The 18,334-nt window shown below is 43.5% G+C and carries 17 protein-coding genes; all 17 read left to right on the top strand.

The window, feature by feature from the left end:
- Position 1 precedes the first annotated feature (1 nt).
- Positions 2–1,213 carry an aspartate kinase gene (gene dapG / locus KS242_RS08260; protein WP_217323875.1) on the top strand — a complete coding sequence of 404 codons (1,212 nt, stop codon included), beginning with the start codon at positions 2–4 and terminating at the stop codon, positions 1,211–1,213.
- A 35-nt stretch (positions 1,214–1,248) separates the two neighbouring features.
- Entirely contained in the window at positions 1,249–2,112 is an 864-nt protein-coding gene (gene dapA / locus KS242_RS08265; protein ID WP_217323876.1) for a 4-hydroxy-tetrahydrodipicolinate synthase, read from the top strand.
- A 185-nt stretch (positions 2,113–2,297) separates the two neighbouring features.
- Positions 2,298–3,029, top strand: a complete 732-nt coding sequence (locus tag KS242_RS08270; RefSeq protein WP_217323877.1) for a ClpP family protease — start codon at positions 2,298–2,300, stop codon at positions 3,027–3,029.
- Positions 3,026–3,235, top strand: a complete 210-nt coding sequence (locus tag KS242_RS08275; RefSeq protein ID WP_217323878.1) for a YlzJ-like family protein — start codon at positions 3,026–3,028, stop codon at positions 3,233–3,235. The genes KS242_RS08270 and KS242_RS08275 overlap by 4 nt, the downstream gene beginning before the upstream one ends.
- Before the next feature lie 149 nt (positions 3,236–3,384).
- Positions 3,385–5,715, top strand: coding sequence for an FtsK/SpoIIIE family DNA translocase (locus tag KS242_RS08280; protein WP_217323879.1), 2,331 nt, complete (start codon positions 3,385–3,387; stop codon positions 5,713–5,715).
- Between the two features lie 216 nt (positions 5,716–5,931).
- The gene (locus KS242_RS08285) at positions 5,932–7,008 is read left to right on the top strand and encodes a BMP family lipoprotein (protein WP_217323880.1); all 1,077 of its coding nucleotides are present in this window, start codon (positions 5,932–5,934) and stop codon (positions 7,006–7,008) included.
- 149 nt (positions 7,009–7,157) lie between these two features.
- Positions 7,158–8,690 carry an ABC transporter ATP-binding protein gene (locus KS242_RS08290; RefSeq protein ID WP_217323881.1) on the top strand — a complete coding sequence of 511 codons (1,533 nt, stop codon included), beginning with the start codon at positions 7,158–7,160 and terminating at the stop codon, positions 8,688–8,690.
- On the top strand, positions 8,690–9,733 hold the full coding sequence (locus KS242_RS08295; protein ID WP_217323882.1) for an ABC transporter permease: 1,044 nt from the start codon (positions 8,690–8,692) through the stop codon (positions 9,731–9,733). The genes KS242_RS08290 and KS242_RS08295 overlap by 1 nt, the downstream gene beginning before the upstream one ends.
- A 1-nt stretch (position 9,734) precedes the next feature.
- Positions 9,735–10,688: an ABC transporter permease gene (locus tag KS242_RS08300; RefSeq protein WP_217323883.1), complete on the top strand. Its 954-nt coding sequence runs from the start codon at positions 9,735–9,737 to the stop codon at positions 10,686–10,688.
- Positions 10,689–10,850: 162 nt separating this feature from the next.
- Positions 10,851–12,137, top strand: coding sequence for an EF-P 5-aminopentanol modification-associated protein YfmF (gene yfmF / locus KS242_RS08305; RefSeq protein ID WP_217323884.1), 1,287 nt, complete (start codon positions 10,851–10,853; stop codon positions 12,135–12,137).
- The gene (yfmH, locus tag KS242_RS08310; protein ID WP_217323885.1) at positions 12,130–13,419 is read left to right on the top strand and encodes an EF-P 5-aminopentanol modification-associated protein YfmH; all 1,290 of its coding nucleotides are present in this window, start codon (positions 12,130–12,132) and stop codon (positions 13,417–13,419) included. The genes yfmF and yfmH overlap by 8 nt, the downstream gene beginning before the upstream one ends.
- Positions 13,420–13,421: 2 nt before the next feature.
- Positions 13,422–14,135 carry an elongation factor P 5-aminopentanone reductase gene (gene ymfI / locus KS242_RS08315; RefSeq protein WP_217323886.1) on the top strand — a complete coding sequence of 238 codons (714 nt, stop codon included), beginning with the start codon at positions 13,422–13,424 and terminating at the stop codon, positions 14,133–14,135.
- A 79-nt stretch (positions 14,136–14,214) separates the two neighbouring features.
- On the top strand, positions 14,215–14,475 hold the full coding sequence (locus KS242_RS08320) for a DUF3243 domain-containing protein (protein ID WP_217323887.1): 261 nt from the start codon (positions 14,215–14,217) through the stop codon (positions 14,473–14,475).
- A gap of 161 nt (positions 14,476–14,636) precedes the next feature.
- A complete protein-coding gene (locus KS242_RS08325) occupies positions 14,637–15,392 on the top strand; it encodes a DUF3388 domain-containing protein (protein ID WP_217323888.1) in 756 nt (251 codons plus the stop codon).
- Between the two features lie 28 nt (positions 15,393–15,420).
- The gene (locus tag KS242_RS08330; RefSeq protein ID WP_217323889.1) at positions 15,421–16,335 is read left to right on the top strand and encodes a helix-turn-helix domain-containing protein; all 915 of its coding nucleotides are present in this window, start codon (positions 15,421–15,423) and stop codon (positions 16,333–16,335) included.
- A gap of 75 nt (positions 16,336–16,410) precedes the next feature.
- Positions 16,411–16,989, top strand: coding sequence for a CDP-diacylglycerol--glycerol-3-phosphate 3-phosphatidyltransferase (gene pgsA, locus KS242_RS08335; RefSeq protein WP_217323890.1), 579 nt, complete (start codon positions 16,411–16,413; stop codon positions 16,987–16,989).
- A gap of 1 nt (position 16,990) precedes the next feature.
- Positions 16,991–18,247: a competence/damage-inducible protein A gene (locus tag KS242_RS08340; RefSeq protein WP_217323891.1), complete on the top strand. Its 1,257-nt coding sequence runs from the start codon at positions 16,991–16,993 to the stop codon at positions 18,245–18,247.
- Positions 18,248–18,334 lie beyond the last annotated feature (87 nt).

Consider the following 18,334-nt stretch of genomic DNA (forward strand, 5'->3'; position numbering starts at 1 on the left):
AATGAAAGTGTTAGTACAGAAGTTTGGCGGTACGTCGGTTCGAGATAATCAGGCGGAGGCCATTCAGCATATTGAATCCGCGGTTCAGCAAGGTAATAAAGTAGTAGTTGTTGTATCAGCTATCGGTAGATATCCCGATCCGTATGCAACAGATTCCTTGCTGGGATTAGTCGGGCTGCCGGGAGAGACACATATATCAAAACGGGAGAAGGACTTGCTGCTTTCGTGCGGTGAGGTTATTTCGTCCGTTGTCTTCTCCAATGCACTGAATGCAAAAGGTATTCGTGCCGCTGCCTTGACTGGTTCTCAAGCTGGCTTCATTACAAATGAAGAGTTTACAGCTGCAAAAATAAAAGAAATGCGTGTCGATAGAGTGTGGAAGGAACTAGAAACACATGATGTTATCGTTGTAGCTGGCTTCCAAGGAATGACCGAAAACGGAGAGATTACAACGATAGGCCGAGGCGGCAGTGATACATCAGCTGCGGCCCTCGGTGCTGCTTTGCAGGCGGAATTTGTCGATATTTTTACCGATGTAGAAGGCATTATGACTGCCGACCCTCGAGTAGTGGAAGAAGCCCGAAAACTTGATGTGATAACGTATTCGGAGATATGTAATTTAGCTTATCAAGGAGCTAAAGTAGTTCATCCGCGAGCTGTGGAAATAGCTATGCAGGCTAAGGTGCCGATGCGTGTCCGTTCAACCGGATCACTTTCAGAAGGTACACTCGTCACATCGTCACGAACTGAATTTGCCGGTAAGGATATTCCTGATCGTTTAATTACAGGTATTGCACATCTTGCAGGCGTATCGCAAATAAAAATTGAAACTGATACGGAAGCTTACAAGATTCAATCCCGTGTATTTAAAGCGATGGCCGAAGCAGGTATTTCGGTAGACTTTATTAACATTTCACCGAATGGTATTGTGTACACGATTGCGGCAGAGCAAGTAAATTTGGCGCAGGATATCTTACACAAGCTTGATCTGAAACCGCAAGTTATCAATAACTGTGCGAAGGTTTCTCTTGTTGGTGCAGGTATGACAGGCATACCTGGTGTTACGGCTAAGATTGTTCACACATTGACAGATAAAGAAATAGATATTCTGCAATCCGCGGATAGCCACACTACCATTTGGGTATTGATTAAGGAGAAAGATTTAGTGACGGCAGTGAATGCGCTTCATGCGACATTTGAACTTAGTCTCTAAATCAGATAATGTGTTGAAGGCAGGGGAGTTTTACGATGAAATTCGGTAACATTATTACAGCAATGGTAACGCCATTCGACAGTCATGGGAAGATCGATTATAATGCGACTTCCCAGCTGCTTGAGTATTTAATAAATAATGGAACGGACGCTGTTGTCGTCGCTGGAACAACAGGAGAGTCACCAACGCTTTCTCATGAAGAAAAGCTTGATTTGTTCCGTCATACAGTGAAGACAGTTAATGGCCGTATTCCCATCATAGCTGGTACGGGAAGCAATAATACAGAAGCCAGCATTACACTGACGCAGGAAGCAGAAAAAATCGGAGTTGACGCTGCTTTAATTGTTGCGCCTTATTATAACAAGCCTAACCAGCGCGGATTGTACGCGCATTTTGAGGCAGTGGCGAACAGCACCAAGCTGCCAATTATGCTTTATAATATTCCGGGACGTTCGGTTATTACAATTGACCCAGAAACAATCATTCAATTGGCAATGATTCCTAATATTGTTTCGGTAAAAGAATCCAGTGGTGATTTAGCAGCAATGACGAAGGTTATTAGCGGCACTCCAGCTGATTTTAGTCTTTATAGCGGTGATGATGATCTAACACTGCCTGTCGCTGCAATCGGCGGTGACGGCATCGTATCAGTGTCTTCTCACATAATCGGGAATGAGATGCAAGCGATGCTGCAGGCGCATAAAGCTGGCAATGTAGCAGAAGCTGCTCGCATTCATCAAGAGATTCTTCCAGTTATGCAGGGGATGTTCCAAGCACCAAGTCCGACACCTGTGAAAGAAGCGCTAAATCAAAAAGGTATTGCAGTCGGCGGTGTTCGTCTGCCATTGGTCGAGCTGACCGAAGAGGAAAAGCAAAGCGTCGCTAGTCTCTTGAAATAAGCATCAAAAAAAGAGCAAATCAAAAATCCAAACGATGATGGACTTTCTTGAAAGAGAATGTCGTCTTTGTTTGGATTTTTTATTGCATGAAGTCTGTAAAAAACACAGCACTTGCTCCTTCTTCAGATGTATGCTGTTCCTTCAGCTGTCCATACTAAAAGCAAGTATGGAAAGGAGTTACGAAAATGGCAAAGGAACGTAATGATAAACAAGAAAACGAAAACGAGGAATCTGGCGGGAAATCCATTATTGAGAAGATACAGCAGCTTGGCCAGACTTCCGTAGCGCAAGCACCTGATTCCCGTATCCATGTTCTATCCATTATCGGGCAAATTGAAGGACATATGCAGCTGCCGCCTCAAAATAAAACAACAAAATATGAGCATGTTATCCCACAATTGATTGCAATAGAGCAAAATCCGAAAATCGAGGGCCTCATTGTTTTGATGAATACGGTTGGCGGCGATGTAGAGGCCGGACTTGCGATATCTGAGATGATTTCATCGTTATCCAAGCCTTCTGTTTCCATCGTCCTTGGTGGCGGGCATTCAATTGGTGCGCCAATCGCTGTAAGTACGGATTACAGCTTTATTGTACCGACTGCGACTATGACCATTCATCCAATACGTCTTACCGGCCTTGTGATTGGGGTTCCTCAAACCTTTGAATACTTGGATAAAATGCAAGATCGTGTCATCAGTTTCGTAACGTCTCACTCTTCTATCACCGAAGATAAGTTTAAAGAGCTTATGTTTGCAAAAGGAAATCTAACACGTGACATTGGGACTAATGTCATCGGAACAGATGCAGTCTCTTATGGATTAATCCATGAAGTTGGCGGTGTCGCGCATGCTATGCGCAAGCTGACTGAATTGATGGACGAGTATAAATCCGATCAACACGGTGAATTGCAATGATTCTGTATACCCCACTTGCAGCAGAAGATATTTTTCCGCCGGAATCGAATCAATTTACCGATTATCAAATTATGGAATATCGCGGCAGAACCGTTCATGCAGAGCATATGGGAAATGGTACATACCGTGTGCATCAGCTGTTGTCGACAGATCCAGCTCATTTCCTGGATGAAAGCTGTTCTCCAGGGAAAATATTCTCCTTGTAAATGAATACGTACGTTCGCACTTTTGCTGCCTATGTTATACTAAATAAGGCGGCAGAGGACGTAAAGAGAGAAAACCCTTGCCTTTGGCAGGGGTTTTCTTTCCATCTAAAGAAATACATAAGCAATGCAAAACAAGGAGATTCGCTATTATGGCAAAACGAAAAACAAAAAAACGACAAACCAAATTTAAACATGTCATGAGCTTTGAAGTTATCGGCCTGTTATTAATATTTCTTGCTGTCTTTGGCAGCGGAGCTGGAGCAATCAGTGACGGTGCAATTCCGAATGCGCTTGAACATTTGTTCCGCTTTTTCTTCGGAAGCTGGTATTTCCTGCTGGCTGTCTTTATGGGGGCTGTTGGTCTCTATTTAATGGCCAAATGCCAAAAGCCGAATTTGTTCCACAAAAAACTGATTGGCTTGTATGCAGTAACTGCGGGAGTATTACTGTTTACCCATATCCAAGCATTTGAGGACAAATTGAGCCAAGTGGCACAGCCATCTATTATTAAAACGAGCTGGGATTATTATTTAGCTTACATTCAAGACGCCTTAAATCCTTCGGCGCTCGGCGGAGGGATGATTGGCGCTGTTCTGTTCGCTTTGTGCTATTATCTGTTCTCCTCAACAGGAGCAAAAATCGTCGCATTCTTTCTCGTATTGATTGGTATTTTAATTTTAAGTAATACCTCTCTTTCCACTCTTGTTCAAAAACTTGTACTGCTCGTGAGAAAGGGAGCCAATGCGTCATCAGATAAGATGAAAGACAAGTTGTCAGAAAGCAAGGAGAGAAAACGATCAGATCGACCAAGAAAGAAACCGAAGCCAAGGTCAGAGAAACAGCAGGTTATGCATGCAGAGAAAGAAGAAGCTGCAGAGATGACAGAAGCAGAATCAAGTCCTGTACACGAGGAGCCGATTATTCAGGATTTCACGAATATCGCTTATGCGGAACCAGAGCAGCCTGAGATTATTGAGCCAAAAGAAGAGCCGCAGAAGAGCAGGGAAGAGATACCGGCGGAAAAAGAGGCACTGCCAGCTTCGGAGCTGGAAAACCGCGATTATCAGCTGCCAAGTATGACGTTGCTGAAACAGCCAAAGAAAAACAGTCAAAAGCAAGAGCGAACACAAATCCAAGCAGTCGCAAGAAAGCTTGAACAAACATTCCAAAGTTTTGGCGTGAAAGCGAAAGTGAGCAAAGTGCATGTCGGACCGGCTGTAACGAAATACGAGGTATATCCAGATACAGGAGTTAAGGTAAGTAAGATTGTGAATCTGCATGATGACCTTGCCTTGGCGCTGGCAGCTAAGGATATCCGAATTGAAGCGCCGATACCAGGTAAATCTGCTGTTGGAATTGAAGTGCCCAATAAAGAAGTAGCAAGTGTGTCGCTTCGAGAGGTGCTCGATAACAGCCAGATGAAGAATGGAGGCAAGCTGAGTTTCGCACTTGGGCGGGATATTTCTGGAGAATCGATTGTAGCCGAATTGAATAAAATGCCCCACCTGCTCGTAGCTGGTGCTACAGGAAGCGGTAAGAGTGTGTGTATCAACGGGATAATTACGAGTATTTTAATGCGAGCAAAGCCGCACGAAGTAAAAATGATGATGATTGACCCGAAAAAAGTAGAATTGAATGTATACAACGGAATTCCGCATTTGCTTACACCAGTTGTGACAGATCCGAAAAAAGCTTCCAGAGCATTAAAAAAGGTAGTAGCAGAGATGGAACGCCGTTATGATCTGTTTTCCGATTCGAGCACGCGTAATATTGAAGGGTACAATACGTATATTAAAAAACAAAACGAACAAAACGAAGAGGAGCAGCCGTTCCTGCCATACATTGTTGTACTTGTAGATGAGCTTGCTGATTTAATGATGGTTGCATCAAGTGAAGTGGAGGATGCAATTACAAGATTAGCGCAGATGGCTCGTGCAGCTGGAATTCACTTAATTATTGCGACACAGCGTCCATCTGTAGATGTTATTACAGGCGTAATTAAAGCTAACATTCCATCTCGTATTGCCTTCAGCGTAAGTTCTCAGATAGATTCCCGCACCATCCTGGACAGCGGAGGAGCAGAAAAACTGCTGGGACGCGGCGATATGCTGTTTATCCCGGTTGGGTCATCTAAGCCAACGCGTATTCAAGGGGCTTTCCTTTCTGATGATGAAGTGGAAGGTATTGTAAATCATTGTATTGAACAGCAAAAAGCACAATACCAGACAGATATGATTCCAGATGAAGAAACAGAAGTGCAGGCTGAAGTAGAAGATGAACTCTACCATGATGCAGTCTTTCTGGTGACGGATATGCAAAGTGCCAGTGTATCCATGCTGCAGCGCAGGTTCCGGGTAGGTTATACGAGAGCTGCACGTTTAATTGATGCGATGGAAGAGCGGGGAGTTGTAGGACCTTATGAGGGCAGCAAGCCGCGGCAAGTACTCGTTTCCAAGACGGCTGAGGACAAACTATCGTAGGGCATAATTCGGTAATGTGCGACAAAAAAGCGATGAAATAAGTGAAATAAAACGAAAATATTCGTATTTTTTGTAAAACAAGTGTTTATTTTCTGTAAAAAAGATGATATATTATGTTTCGAGTGGAGCAGATGTAGTAATTATGTACTAATTATTTACTCATGTTTAATCCTGGCTTCTGCTTAATTATCAATCTATCATTTGGGGGTTTCTATCTTGAAAATGCGTCGTTATGCAGTACTTTTAGGTTTGCTACTTGTCGTAGGCGTTGTTCTTAGCGCTTGCGGTTCTGGCGGCAGCTCAGAGCAAGGCGGAAGCGATAACAGCTTCAAAACAGCAATGGTTACAGACACTGGCGGTATTGATGATAAATCATTTAACCAGTCCGCTTGGGAAGGTCTTACGCAATTTGGTGAAGACAACAGCCTAAAAGAAGATGCAGGTTATTCTTACTTGCAGTCAAACAGTGCATCTGATTATGTGACAAACTTAAATCGCCTTGTGCAATCGAACACGAATCTGATTTTCGGAATTGGATTCAAACTTGCCGAGGATATTGGTACAGTCGCTGATCAGCATAAAGATACGCATTTTGCCATCGTCGATTCAGTCGTAGATAAAGAGAATGTAGCAAGCATCGTGTTCGAAGAGCAGCAAGGTTCTTTCCTTGCCGGTGTAGCTGCAGCGATGAAGTCCGAATCTGGTAAAATCGGCTTCGTTGGCGGAGAAGAAAGTGAATTGATCAAGAAGTTTGAAGCAGGATATGTTGCTGGTGCGAAATCAGTTAACAAAGATATTGAAGTGGATGTACAGTATGCTGGGTCCTTCGGTGCACCTGATAAAGGGAAATTGATTGCATCCAACATGTACAATTCCGGCGTAGATGTAATCTACCATTCTGCTGGCGGTACAGGTAATGGTGTATTCGCACAAGCAAAAGATTTGAAAAACAATGATCCAGAAGGAAACTACTGGGTAATCGGTGTTGACCGTGACCAGTATGAAGAAGGCCAAATTGGAGATAACAACGTGACGTTGACTAGCATGCTGAAAGCTGTTGATGTAGCGGTTGCTGATATTGCGCAGCAGTCCAAGGACGGCGAATTCCCTGGAGGAGAAATCGTTTCTTATGGTTTGAAAGATGATGGAATCAATATTGCAGAAACAAATAAAGATGCATATACAGAGGACATCAAGACAGCTGTAAACGAATGGAAGCAAAAGATCGTCGGTGGCGATGTAACTGCTCCTTCTACAGATGCCGAACTACAAGAATACCTAGATTCTCTATAAAACCAGAAGGGCTAGAGTGTTTACTCTAGCCCTTTATAAAAAATCTTCAACTGAAGCGTCTCTTAACAAGACAATTCCCCGCTTCATTTGACGATTTTTTTTTGAAGAAAATCAAAGAAAGTTCGTAATTCCGTGAAGGAGTGTAAAATATGGAGAATTATGTAATCGAAATGCTAAACATTCGTAAAGAATTTCCCGGAATTGTCGCCAATGACAACATCACGCTTCAAGTGAAAAAAGGAGAAATCCATGCGCTGCTAGGTGAGAATGGCGCTGGTAAATCTACCTTGATGAATGTTCTTTTCGGTCTGTACCAGCCGGAAAAGGGAGAAATCCGCGTAGACGGCAAGCAAGTAGAAATCAATGATCCGAATGTTGCCAACCGATTGGGTATCGGAATGGTTCATCAGCACTTTATGCTGATCGACACCTTTACGGTCGCGCAAAATATCGTACTGGGCAGCGAGCCGAAAAAAGGCTTGAAAATTGATATGAAGAAAGCAGTCCGCGAAGTGCAGGAGCTTTCTGACCGTTACGGACTGCAAGTAGATGCTGCCGCCAAGATTAGCGATATTTCGGTAGGCATGCAGCAGCGTGTTGAAATATTAAAAACGTTGTATCGCGGAGCAAATGTTGTCATTTTGGATGAGCCGACAGCTGTGCTCACGCCGCAGGAAATCAAGGAGCTTATTGTCATTTTGCGTACTTTGGTCAAAGAAGGAAAATCTATCATCTTGATTACACATAAGCTGAAAGAGATTATGGAAGTATGTGACCGCTGCACAGTCATTCGCAAAGGACAAGGAATCGGAACAGTGGAAGTTTCTGAAACAAATCCAAATGACCTAGCTTCCTTGATGGTCGGACGAGAGATTCATTTCTCAACCGATAAGAAAGCAGCTGAGCCAAAAGAGACCATTCTGTCTATAGAAGGGTTGACTGTGCAGGATTCCCGTCATGTTGACATGGTAAAAGCGCTGGACCTGGACATTCGTGCAGGCGAAATTGTCGGAATTGCCGGAGTAGACGGAAATGGGCAAACAGAATTAATTGAAGCAATTACTGGTCTGCGGAAGAAATCTGCCGGCAAAGTAACATTGAAAAATCAAGATATTACAAATATGCCTGTTCGCGCTATAACCGAAAGCGGTGTTGGTCATATTCCGCAGGACCGTCACAAGCTTGGTTTGGTTCTAGACTTTTCGGTCGGTGAGAACATCGTTTTGCAAACTTATTACCAAAAACCATATGCAAAAGGCGGCATCCTTTCCTTTAAGCGCATTTTTGATAAAGCTAAAGCTCTGATTGAAGAGTATGACGTACGCACACCAAGTCATCTTACGAAAGCGCGTGCCTTATCCGGAGGGAATCAGCAAAAGGCTATTATCGGCCGGGAAATTGACCGTAATCCGGATTTGTTAATTGCGGCACAGCCAACACGAGGACTTGATGTAGGGGCAATAGAATTTATTCATAAACGCCTGATTGAACAGCGTGACCAAGGAAAAGCTGTTTTGCTTGTATCCTTCGAGTTAGATGAAATCTTAAACGTAAGTGACCGAATCGCTGTCATGTTCGATGGCAAAATCATCGCAACAGTGGATCCAAAGGAAACAAATGAACAGGAGCTCGGATTACTGATGGCAGGTTCGAAGCTTGAGAAAGAAGGGGCGCACAACTAATGTTTTCCAGCACAAAGTTCAATTTCATTATTCCAATTATTTCGGTTGTCCTTGGTCTGGCTGCCGGCGCAATTATTATGCTTATTTTCGGCTATAATCCTATACTTGGCTACCAGGCATTATGGAATGGTGTTTTCGACAGCGGCTTCTTTATGTCGGAAACAGTCAATCGCATTACACCATATATCCTTACCGGTCTAGCAATCGCGTTTGCATTCCGAACAGGGTTATTTAACATCGGTGCAGAAGGACAAGTACTTGTCGGATGGATTGCGTCTGTTTGGGTAGGAACAGCAATTGATGCGCCGACTATTATTCACTTGCCGCTTGCTTTGCTAGCAGCAGCGGCAGCTGGCGCATTTTGGGCGTTTATTCCTGGTATTTTGAAAGCAAAGCTAGGTGTTCATGAAGTTATTGTTAGTATTATGATGAACTATGTTGCGTTGCATCTGACAAACTATTTGATACGTGATGTGATGACAGACAACTCAGAATCAACGGAGCCAGTGAAACAGACGGCTTCGTTAACCAATGATTTCTTAATCGGTCTAACAGGTTCGCGTCTTCACCTGGGATTTATCGTTGCACTGTTGATGGTTTTCATTATGTGGGTTATTTTGGAACGCACGAAGCTTGGATATGAACTAAAAGCTGTAGGTTACAACCAGCATGCATCCAATTACGCTGGTATGAAAGTAGGACGTAACATTGTGATCTCGATGTTGGTTTCAGGCTTGTTCGCCGGACTTGCTGGTGCCATGCAAGGTTTGGGAAGTTTCGGTACTGCATTCACAAATACAGCCTTCTCGAATCTAGGTTTTGACGGGATTGCTGTTGCTCTTTTAGGGGGAAACAATCCGTTTGGTGTCGTTCTTTCGGCAAGCTTATTCGGATTCCTGAAAGTGGGTGCCTTGAATATGTCTACTGCAGGTGTGCCGAATGAAATTATTGAAATTGTGATTGCATTGATTATCTTGTTTGTTGCATCCGGCTTTATTATTCGCTGGGCACTGCTGCAATTGAAAAAAGGGGAGAGAAAATAACATGCTGGATATTCTTTATTCACTTATTCCGCAAACACTATTCTTTGCCGCTCCTCTTATTTTTACCGCACTAGGCGGTGTGTATAGTGAGCGTTCGGGTGTAATAAATATTGGTTTAGAAGGTCTTATGGTTATTGGGGCATTTGCTGCTGTCACGTTTAATTTGCTTTATGCTGACGCATTAGGTGCAATGACACCATGGATTTCCTTACTCGTTGCGATGGTTGCAAGCGCGGTATTTTCTTTACTTCTTGCCATACCAGCCATTACTTTCCGTGCTGATCAGACAGTTACTGGTGTAGCAATCAACATGCTGGCACTTGGATTTGGCGTGTTCATGATAAAACAAATCTTTAACAAAGGGCAAACAGAATTTATTTCACAGCCGATTTACACAAAAGATGTGCCAGGTTTAGTTGATATACCAGTAATCGGAGAAATGTTCTTCAACAATATGTACATCACGTCATACATTGCCATTGCGCTTTCGTTTGTTGCTTGGTATGTTTTGTTTAAAACACCATTCGGCTTGCGTATTCGAGCTGTTGGAGAGCATCCTATGGCCGCTGATACGAATGGTATTAAAGTTTACACAACTCGTTATATTGCAGTAATCATTTCCGGTGCTCTTGCGGGTATCGGCGGCGGTGTGTTTGCAATGACGATTTCACTAAACTTTTCCGTGTCGACAATTGCTGGACAAGGATTTATGGCAATTGCTGCTGTCATCTTTGGTAAATGGAATCCGCTTGGTGCGATGGGTGCTGCCTTATTCTTTGGCTTCGCTCAATCGCTAAGTGTGGTAGGTTCTTCCATTCCGTTGCTCGAAAATGTACCACAAGTCTACTTGCTGATTGCGCCGTATGTGCTGACAATTCTTGCTTTGGCAGGTTTCATTGGCCGTTCTGTTGCACCAAAAGCAAGTGGTGTTCCATACGTTAAAGGAAGTCGTTAAGCCTAAAGACCCGATGCAAAATAAGCATCGGGTCTTTTCGTTCAATCCGAATCGTTTACTTCTATGCCTTTTTTCATTAATATGGTAATGGTAGCGAGGATTGTCGGATATATATAAGGAAAACAAGAAAAGCTATACATAAAGAAGCCAGGGAGGTACCATATGAAAATCGCAGGTGAACAACTCATCACAGGAAAAGGTGCTGCACTGCATCTTATCCAAACCAAAAAATACAAAACAATCAGCATCGCGGTGAAATTACAGGCACCGCTTGAACGGGAGACAATCACAGCGAGAGCGCTGCTTCCGTATGTTCTTCAGCAGGGAACTGCCAATTTGCCGGATGCGCGCGCGCTTCGGCTTAAACTGGACGACCTATATGGTGCTGTTCTTTCCATTTCCGGAACAAAAAAAGGGGAAAGACATATCATTACCATTCGCTTGGATGTGGCGAATGAAAACTTCCTAAGTGACCGAACACCTTTATTTGAAAAAGCGGTTGATTTATTACGCGAAATTGTATTTGAACCAAAAGCAGAAAATGATGCTTTTTCGGATAAGATTGTATCGCGGGAAATTCAGACATTAAAACAAAAAATAACAGCTCTGCAAGATGATAAGATGAGTTATGCGAATACGCGTCTTATGGATGAAATGTGCAAAGAAGAACCATACAGCTTGCATGTGCATGGCTATGAAGAAGATTTAAATACACTGAACAGCTCCAAGCTGTATGATGTGTATAAAAACATATTAAAGCAAGACAAAATGGATATTTATATTTTGGGTGATGTAGAGAAAAGCCAGGCAGAAAAAGCAGTCGCAAGCTTTATGGAACGAGACACAGAACCTCGTGAAGAGCGGGCAGCCAGTGTAAGCCCAGCACCAGAAGCCGAAAAAGAAGTAATCGAAACACAGGACGTCCAGCAGGCGAAGCTACACCTTGGTTATCGGACCAATATTCGTTATAGTGACTCAGACTATGCAGCACTGCAAGTGTTCAACGGTCTATTCGGCGGTTTCCCAAGCTCGAAGCTGTTCCGCAATGTCCGGGAGAAACATAGTCTTGCTTATTATGCTGCATCTCGTTTTGAAAGTCATAAAGGGTTATTGTTCGTATTCTCCGGAATTGATCCGAAAGATTACACAAAAGCAAAAGAAATTATTGATGAGCAAATGACGGCTATGCAGGCGGGCGAATTTGATGATGCAGAAGTAGAAGAAGTGAAAGACCTGATTGTCAGCCAAATTCTTGAAACAATTGATAATCCAGTTGGACTGATGGAGACGCTGTATCAGCAAGTAATAGGAAATAAACAGATGCCAGTTGAAGAAATGCTGGATGCAATTCGTCAAGTGACGAAAGACGACGTGCTGCAAGCAGCTGCCAAAGTACAGCTCGATACCGTCTATCTTTTGACGAACAAGGAGGCAGAGAACCATGCATAAAAAGCACTATGAGCAATTGCAGGAAACAGTATATGCGGAAACACTTCCGAATGGTCTGAAAGTGTTTCTGCAGCCAAAGCCAGAGATGTCAAAAACCTATGCCATTTTTTCCACAAATTATGGCTCCATTGATCAAACCTTCGTTCCGTTAGACGGTAAAGAAAAAATCACGGTACCAGAGGGAATCGCCCATTTTCTGGAGCACAAACTATTTGAAAAAGAAGATCGAGATGTATTCCAAGACTTTACGAAACAAGGAGCATCAGCGAACGCATTTACTTCTTTCACGCAGACAGCATATTTGTTCTCTGCTACTTCTAATATTGATGAGAACGTGAAAACATTGCTTGACTTTGTGCAGGATCCGTATTTCTCAGATAAATCGGTAGAGAAAGAAAAAGGTATCATTGCACAGGAAATTCGTATGTACGATGATCAGCCGGATTGGCGCTCCTTCTTTGGCACAATTCAAAGTATGTTCCAATCGCATCCTGTTCGAATTGACATCGCTGGCACAGTGGAGTCTATCCAGGATATTACGAAAGAAGATTTATACACATGCTATAACACATTCTACCATCCATCGAATATGACGTTATTCGTTGCTGGTGATATTGACGCGGAGAAGATGATGGAGCTTATTACGTCAAACCAAGCTGCAAAATCATTTGCGCCTCCCGCTAAGATTGAGCGTTTCTTCCCGGAAGAACCGGAAACAGTGGCAGAGACGAAAAAGGAAGTTCGCATGCCAGTCAGTGTTTCGAAATGTATGGTTGGAATCAAGGAGAAGACAGATTATGCGTCACCAGAAGTGTATTTGAAAAAAGAATTGCTCACGGATATGGTGCTTGATTATTACTTCTCGAAGAGCGGTGTTTATTATGAGGAGCTATACAAAGAAGATTTGATTGATGACAGTTTCGGGTTTGAAACAAGCCTTGAGAAAAACTTTGGCTTTTCTATCATTGGAGGCAATACGAATGAACCAGATCGTTTTGCTGATACAGTGAAAGATATGCTGCAGCGCATGAAGGATCATAAAGTTTCTGAAGCAGAAATGGATCGGATGAAGAAAAAGACAATCGGTCAGATGATGCGCGCAATGAATAGTTTGGAGTTCATTTCTAACCGCTTTATCCAATATCATCTAGCTGGTGTAGATCTGTTTGAGATTGTTCCGGCAATTGAGAAGCTCACAGCACATGATGCGAACGAATTCTTGGAAAATTGGTTCAGCCCAGAACGTCTGTCTGTCTGCCAGATTCTGCCGCAGGAGGCATAAGCATGCGAAGAGTTATCTTTATTACGGGCGCAAGCGGAGCAATTGGCTCTGCTTGCGCCCGTCAGCTTGCCAGCGAAGGTCATCAGCTTTTGCTTCATTACAACCAAAATGCACAGGCAATTGAAGACTTGCGGCGGGAGATACCGGAGAGTATACTCGGCACTGTTCAAGCTGATTTAACGAAAGAAGAAGGCATAAACGAACTCGTTCGTTTTCTGGCTTTTCCGATTGATCAGCTCGTGTATGCTGGCGGCATGGCGCATTATGGATTGTTTCAGGATATGACTGCAGAAGCGATGGACAATTTACTTCAGGTACATGTAAAAGCACCTTGGCGGCTCTGTCAGCATATGCTGCAGCCAATGCTGGCACAAAAAAAAGGTGGAATAGTCCTTATTTCCTCTATCTGGGGGGAGCGAGGAGCAAGCTTTGAAACGGCTTATTCGAGTGTGAAAGCAGCTCAGATTGGTTTCGTAAAAGCACTCGCGAAAGAAACGGGGACAAGCGGTGTACGCGTGAATGCAGTGACGCCTGGTGTAATTGACACAGAGATGAACAGCAATCTTAATAAAGAGGAGCGAGAGCAGCTGACAGGCGAGATTCCGATGAATCGCTTTGGTACAGCAGGCGAAGTAGCTGAGGCTGTCAGTTATTTGCTAAGTGAGAGTGCCTCTTATATAAATGGCCACGTGCTTCAAGTGAACGGCGGCTGGTAAAAATAAGTCATTTTTTTGTGTATAGAGCACCTCCTTCTGTCACAAGCTAAACTGCAAGCTAATGAAGGAGGAATAAACCATGTCAGTTCTTGATAATTTCGACTCTTGGAAAGACTTCCTAGGTGATCGCCTGCATCAGGCGCAAGATAAAGGGATGGAAAACAGAACAGTCTCTGGTATTGCGTATGAAATTGGTGATTATCTCGCGACGAAAGTAGATGCAAAGAACACGGAAGAGAAAATTTTGCGTGACCTTTGGACAGTTGCTTCCCAGGATGAGAAGCAAGCAATCGCCAACATGATGGTAAAGCTTGTCCAAGACAATGGCCACACACGCTAATTTAGCGGCCAACTTCATTCAAACCTGCTTCTTTTTAAGAAGCAGGTTTTCTTATCGCTATTTTCCCAGCCTGTTATGGCTTTTCTAATCTTTTGTTTTCCTTTATAGTAAGAATAGGTTTTGTTAAGTTAATCGCTATTTTCCTGTAAAGGGGCTTTCTTATGGAATCATTGGAATGGTACTTGGAATACGAAATCCAGCTTAACCGGCCAGGATTGCTTGGAGACATCTCTTCCTTGCTCGGGATGCTGCACATTAATATTAAAACCATTAACGGTGTGGAAAATCAGCGGCGCGGGATGTTGCTAGCAGCGGAAAAGGAATTGCAGATTATTCGTCTGCACTCTATTTTGCGTACGATGGAGCATGTGCATATTACAAAATCGCGCGAGCCAAAGCTTCGGGACCGGCTTGCTGTCCGGCATGGCAGGTACATACATAGAGATGTGGATGACAAAAAAACTTTCCGTTTCGTTCGCAGTGAAATCGGACTTCTGGTCGATTTTATGGCAGAATTGTTTAAACAGGAAGGCTCTAAGGTAATAGGAATAAGAGGTATGCCTCGTGTTGGCAAGACAGAATCAATTATAGCGGCTAGTGTCAGTGCGAACAAACGATGGCTGTTTGTCTCTAGCACCTTGTTAAAGCAGACAGCCAGAAACCAGCTGCTGCACGACGAATACAATTCGGACAACCTGTTTATCATTGACGGCATCGTCTCCACAAACCGTGCGAGTGAGCGCCATTGGGAATTGGTGCGTGAGGTAATGCGGCTCCCTGTAGCCAAAGTTATTGAACATCCGGATATCTTCGTTAGAGAAACAGAGTTTACAATAGATGATTTCGATTATATTATTGAACTTCGGAATCATGATGACGAACAAATTATTTATGAACCGGAATTTCGACAGGTGTAAGCAACTTTAAAGATGGATGGTGGTAAGAATGGACATTGGTGCAAAGCTCCGGGAAGCAAGAGAATCCAAAGGAATGACTTTGGAAGATGTACAACAGCGCACCAAAATACAAAAGCGCTACTTAAAAGCAATTGAAGAAAATAATCACAGTGTTATGCCAGGTGATTTCTACACACGTGCCTTCATTAAAGAATATGCACAAACAGTAGGAGTTAATCCGGATGATGTACTGGAGCCGAAACAGCAGGAAACAGCAGCTGCTCCTGTGCAAGAAGAGCGAGAGGCTCCTTCTCGTCAAGAGCGCAGCCAGGCTCGGGAAAATGACAGACCTCCGCGCCGTGAACGAAAGGGTATTCCATACTTGTCATCGATTATCATCGGCCTGCTTGTTATTGCGGCAATTGTCGTTGTCGTATTGGTCTACGCTGGCGGATCAAACGAGACAAATGAGAACAATACAGCTTCTGAAACACAGCAGCCGAACGAAGATCAAGTTGTACAGCCGAATGATGAGCAGACTGCAGAAGAAGAAGCTGATGAATCTGCGGACACAGAAGAACAAACAGATCAAGCTGCGGAAGAGCAGCAACAAAAGGAAGAAGAAGCTGCAGAACCGAAATTGTCTGTTGCTGAAGAAGGTACAGCAAGTAATCCAGTAACAACGTATACATTAGAGAATGCTGGCGAAGAGGTCACATTAACACTTGCTGCAGAAGGCGGCGACGCTTGGCTGCAAGTTGGTGACGGCAGCAGCGCAGGTAATGTGTATACCGGAACCATTGCAGCAGGCAGTGAGCCTGTGGAACAAGATGTAAGCGATTTGGAGACAGTTACCGTTCGAACGGGTTATTCAAAAGCGACAAAATTACAAATCAATGGACAGGCACTGGATTTTCCAATTGATAATGATGTCCAGACAATCGTAGTCAACATCCAGAAATAACGTTGCAAGTTAAACCCTTTACGTTTATGGAAAGGGTTTATCTTGTGTTTATCTTTACATACATTGGAGGCAGTCATGAACATCCCAAATAAAATTACATTATCTCGAATTTTTCTAATTCCTATCTTCATCATTTTGCTTGCAGTTCCTTTTGATTGGGGAACGCTGGATATCGGAGAAAATAACTTGCCGGTTAATCATTTAGCAGGCGCAATTCTTTTTATCATCGCTTCGTGCACCGACTGGGTTGATGGCTATTATGCCCGCAAATTTAACCTTGTTACGAATTTAGGTAAGTTCCTCGATCCGCTAGCGGATAAGCTGCTTGTTTCAGCAGCGCTCATTTTATTGGTACAATTGGAGTTAGCGCCGGCTTGGATTACGATTATCATTATAAGCCGCGAATTTGCTGTCACAGGACTAAGACTTGTTGCCGCTGGTGAAGGCCTTGTATTGGCAGCAGGACAGATGGGCAAACAGAAAACAGCGATACAGATTGTTGCCATCAGCGCTTTGCTTTTGCATAACTGGCCGTTTTCTTATCTAGGATTTCCATTCGCTACAATCTGTCTGTATCTTGCACTTATTCTGACGATCGTGTCCGGAGTCGACTACTTTATGAAAAACTGGCATGTGATGAAGGAGTCGAAATGAAATGAAACATATTAATGCAGAAGTAATCGCCGTAGGGACGGAGATTTTGATTGGTCAAATCAACAATACAAATGCGCAATGGATTTCCAAGCAGCTGGCTGATCACGGCATCAATGTGTTTTACCATCATGTTGTGGGTGATAACTTAGGACGTGTTCAAGAATCCTTTGAAAAAGCACAGCGCGATGCTGATTTCGTTCTTGTAACTGGCGGACTTGGACCAACAGAGGATGACCTGACGAGAGAAGCTTTTCAGCTTGTGTCTGGGTTAGAGATGCATGAAGATCAAGAAGCAATGGATGCCATTAAGCATTTCTTTGACAAGCGAAACCGAAAAATGTCACCGAATAACCACAAGCAGGCACGTGTGTTTGAAGGGGCAGCTGTGCTGGAGAATACAGTCGGTATGGCACCAGGTATGCTTGTTGAACACGAAGGTACTGTTTGGGCCTTTATGCCAGGTGTGCCGCGTGAAATGAAACAAATCATGTCTGATCATGTGCTGCCTTATGCACGTGAAAAATGGCAGCTGCATTCGGTGCTGCAATCCCGTTTGCTTCATTTTATTGGAATCGGGGAGTCACAGCTGGAAACGGATCTTCTTGATCTGATTCAAGTTCAAGAGAATCCGACGATTGCGACATATGCTTCCGAAGGAGAAGTGGCTGTTCGGCTTACAGCAAGAGCAGATACCAAAAAAGAAGCCAATCACTTAATTGATAAAGTAGAAAAAGACGTAATGGATCGAGTTGGTCATTATTTTTACGGCTATGACGAAACGTCGGTGCAGCAGCAAGTATTTGATATACTGAAACAGCGCCAGCTAACATTGGCAAGCGCTGAAAGCCTTACCGGCGGACTGTTTGGTGACGCACTTGTTTCTATAAGCGGTGCATCAGCAGTATTCCTTGGCAGTATCGTTGCGTATTCACCGCTTGTGAAACAAAATGTGCTTGGTGTGAAGGAAGAAACAATTAAAACAGCAGGTACCGTGAGCGAAGCGTGTGCTGTCGAAATGGCAGAGAACGCAGTCCGTCTTACAAATGCCGATATAGGAATCAGCTTTACTGGAACAGCCGGCCCGGATGCAGCAGAAGGTAAGGAGCCTGGCACAGTCTTTATCAGCTTGCACGAAAAAGGCAAGGCAACCAGAACAACGGAGCTGTCCATTCGCAGCTCGCGGCAAGGTGTACGAGCTTTAGCGGTGAAGAAAGGCTTTGAACTGCTCTTCCATCACTTGAAAGCATCGATTTCGTAAAAACTTAATTTGTTAATTATAAAAGCGGATAAATGTTCTTTTTCTCTTAAGCAAAACATTCTTTTCGATGTGTTCGGTCAGAATGAA

The sequence above is a fragment of the Terribacillus sp. DMT04 genome (assembly GCF_019056395.1).
Lineage (GTDB): Bacteria > Bacillota > Bacilli > Bacillales > Amphibacillaceae > Terribacillus > Terribacillus aidingensis_A.

What these genes read in the sequence shown, in the direction of transcription:
- KS242_RS08280 (WP_217323879.1), top strand. Translation starts at nt 3,385, where the DNA reads ATGGCAAAACGAAAAACAAAAAAACGACAAACCAAATTTAAACATGTC.
- KS242_RS08300 (WP_217323883.1), top strand. Translation starts at nt 9,735, where the DNA reads ATGCTGGATATTCTTTATTCACTTATTCCGCAAACACTATTCTTTGCC.
- ymfI (WP_217323886.1), top strand. Translation starts at nt 13,422, where the DNA reads ATGCGAAGAGTTATCTTTATTACGGGCGCAAGCGGAGCAATTGGCTCT.
- KS242_RS08340 (WP_217323891.1), top strand. Translation starts at nt 16,991, where the DNA reads ATGAAACATATTAATGCAGAAGTAATCGCCGTAGGGACGGAGATTTTG.
- KS242_RS08320 (WP_217323887.1), top strand. Translation starts at nt 14,215, where the DNA reads ATGTCAGTTCTTGATAATTTCGACTCTTGGAAAGACTTCCTAGGTGAT.
- KS242_RS08295 (WP_217323882.1), top strand. Translation starts at nt 8,690, where the DNA reads ATGTTTTCCAGCACAAAGTTCAATTTCATTATTCCAATTATTTCGGTT.
- KS242_RS08275 (WP_217323878.1), top strand. Translation starts at nt 3,026, where the DNA reads ATGATTCTGTATACCCCACTTGCAGCAGAAGATATTTTTCCGCCGGAA.
- yfmF (WP_217323884.1), top strand. Translation starts at nt 10,851, where the DNA reads ATGAAAATCGCAGGTGAACAACTCATCACAGGAAAAGGTGCTGCACTG.
- yfmH (WP_217323885.1), top strand. Translation starts at nt 12,130, where the DNA reads ATGCATAAAAAGCACTATGAGCAATTGCAGGAAACAGTATATGCGGAA.
- KS242_RS08270 (WP_217323877.1), top strand. Translation starts at nt 2,298, where the DNA reads ATGGCAAAGGAACGTAATGATAAACAAGAAAACGAAAACGAGGAATCT.
- KS242_RS08330 (WP_217323889.1), top strand. Translation starts at nt 15,421, where the DNA reads ATGGACATTGGTGCAAAGCTCCGGGAAGCAAGAGAATCCAAAGGAATG.
- pgsA (WP_217323890.1), top strand. Translation starts at nt 16,411, where the DNA reads ATGAACATCCCAAATAAAATTACATTATCTCGAATTTTTCTAATTCCT.
- dapG (WP_217323875.1), top strand. Translation starts at nt 2, where the DNA reads ATGAAAGTGTTAGTACAGAAGTTTGGCGGTACGTCGGTTCGAGATAAT.
- KS242_RS08325 (WP_217323888.1), top strand. Translation starts at nt 14,637, where the DNA reads ATGGAATCATTGGAATGGTACTTGGAATACGAAATCCAGCTTAACCGG.
- KS242_RS08290 (WP_217323881.1), top strand. Translation starts at nt 7,158, where the DNA reads ATGGAGAATTATGTAATCGAAATGCTAAACATTCGTAAAGAATTTCCC.
- dapA (WP_217323876.1), top strand. Translation starts at nt 1,249, where the DNA reads ATGAAATTCGGTAACATTATTACAGCAATGGTAACGCCATTCGACAGT.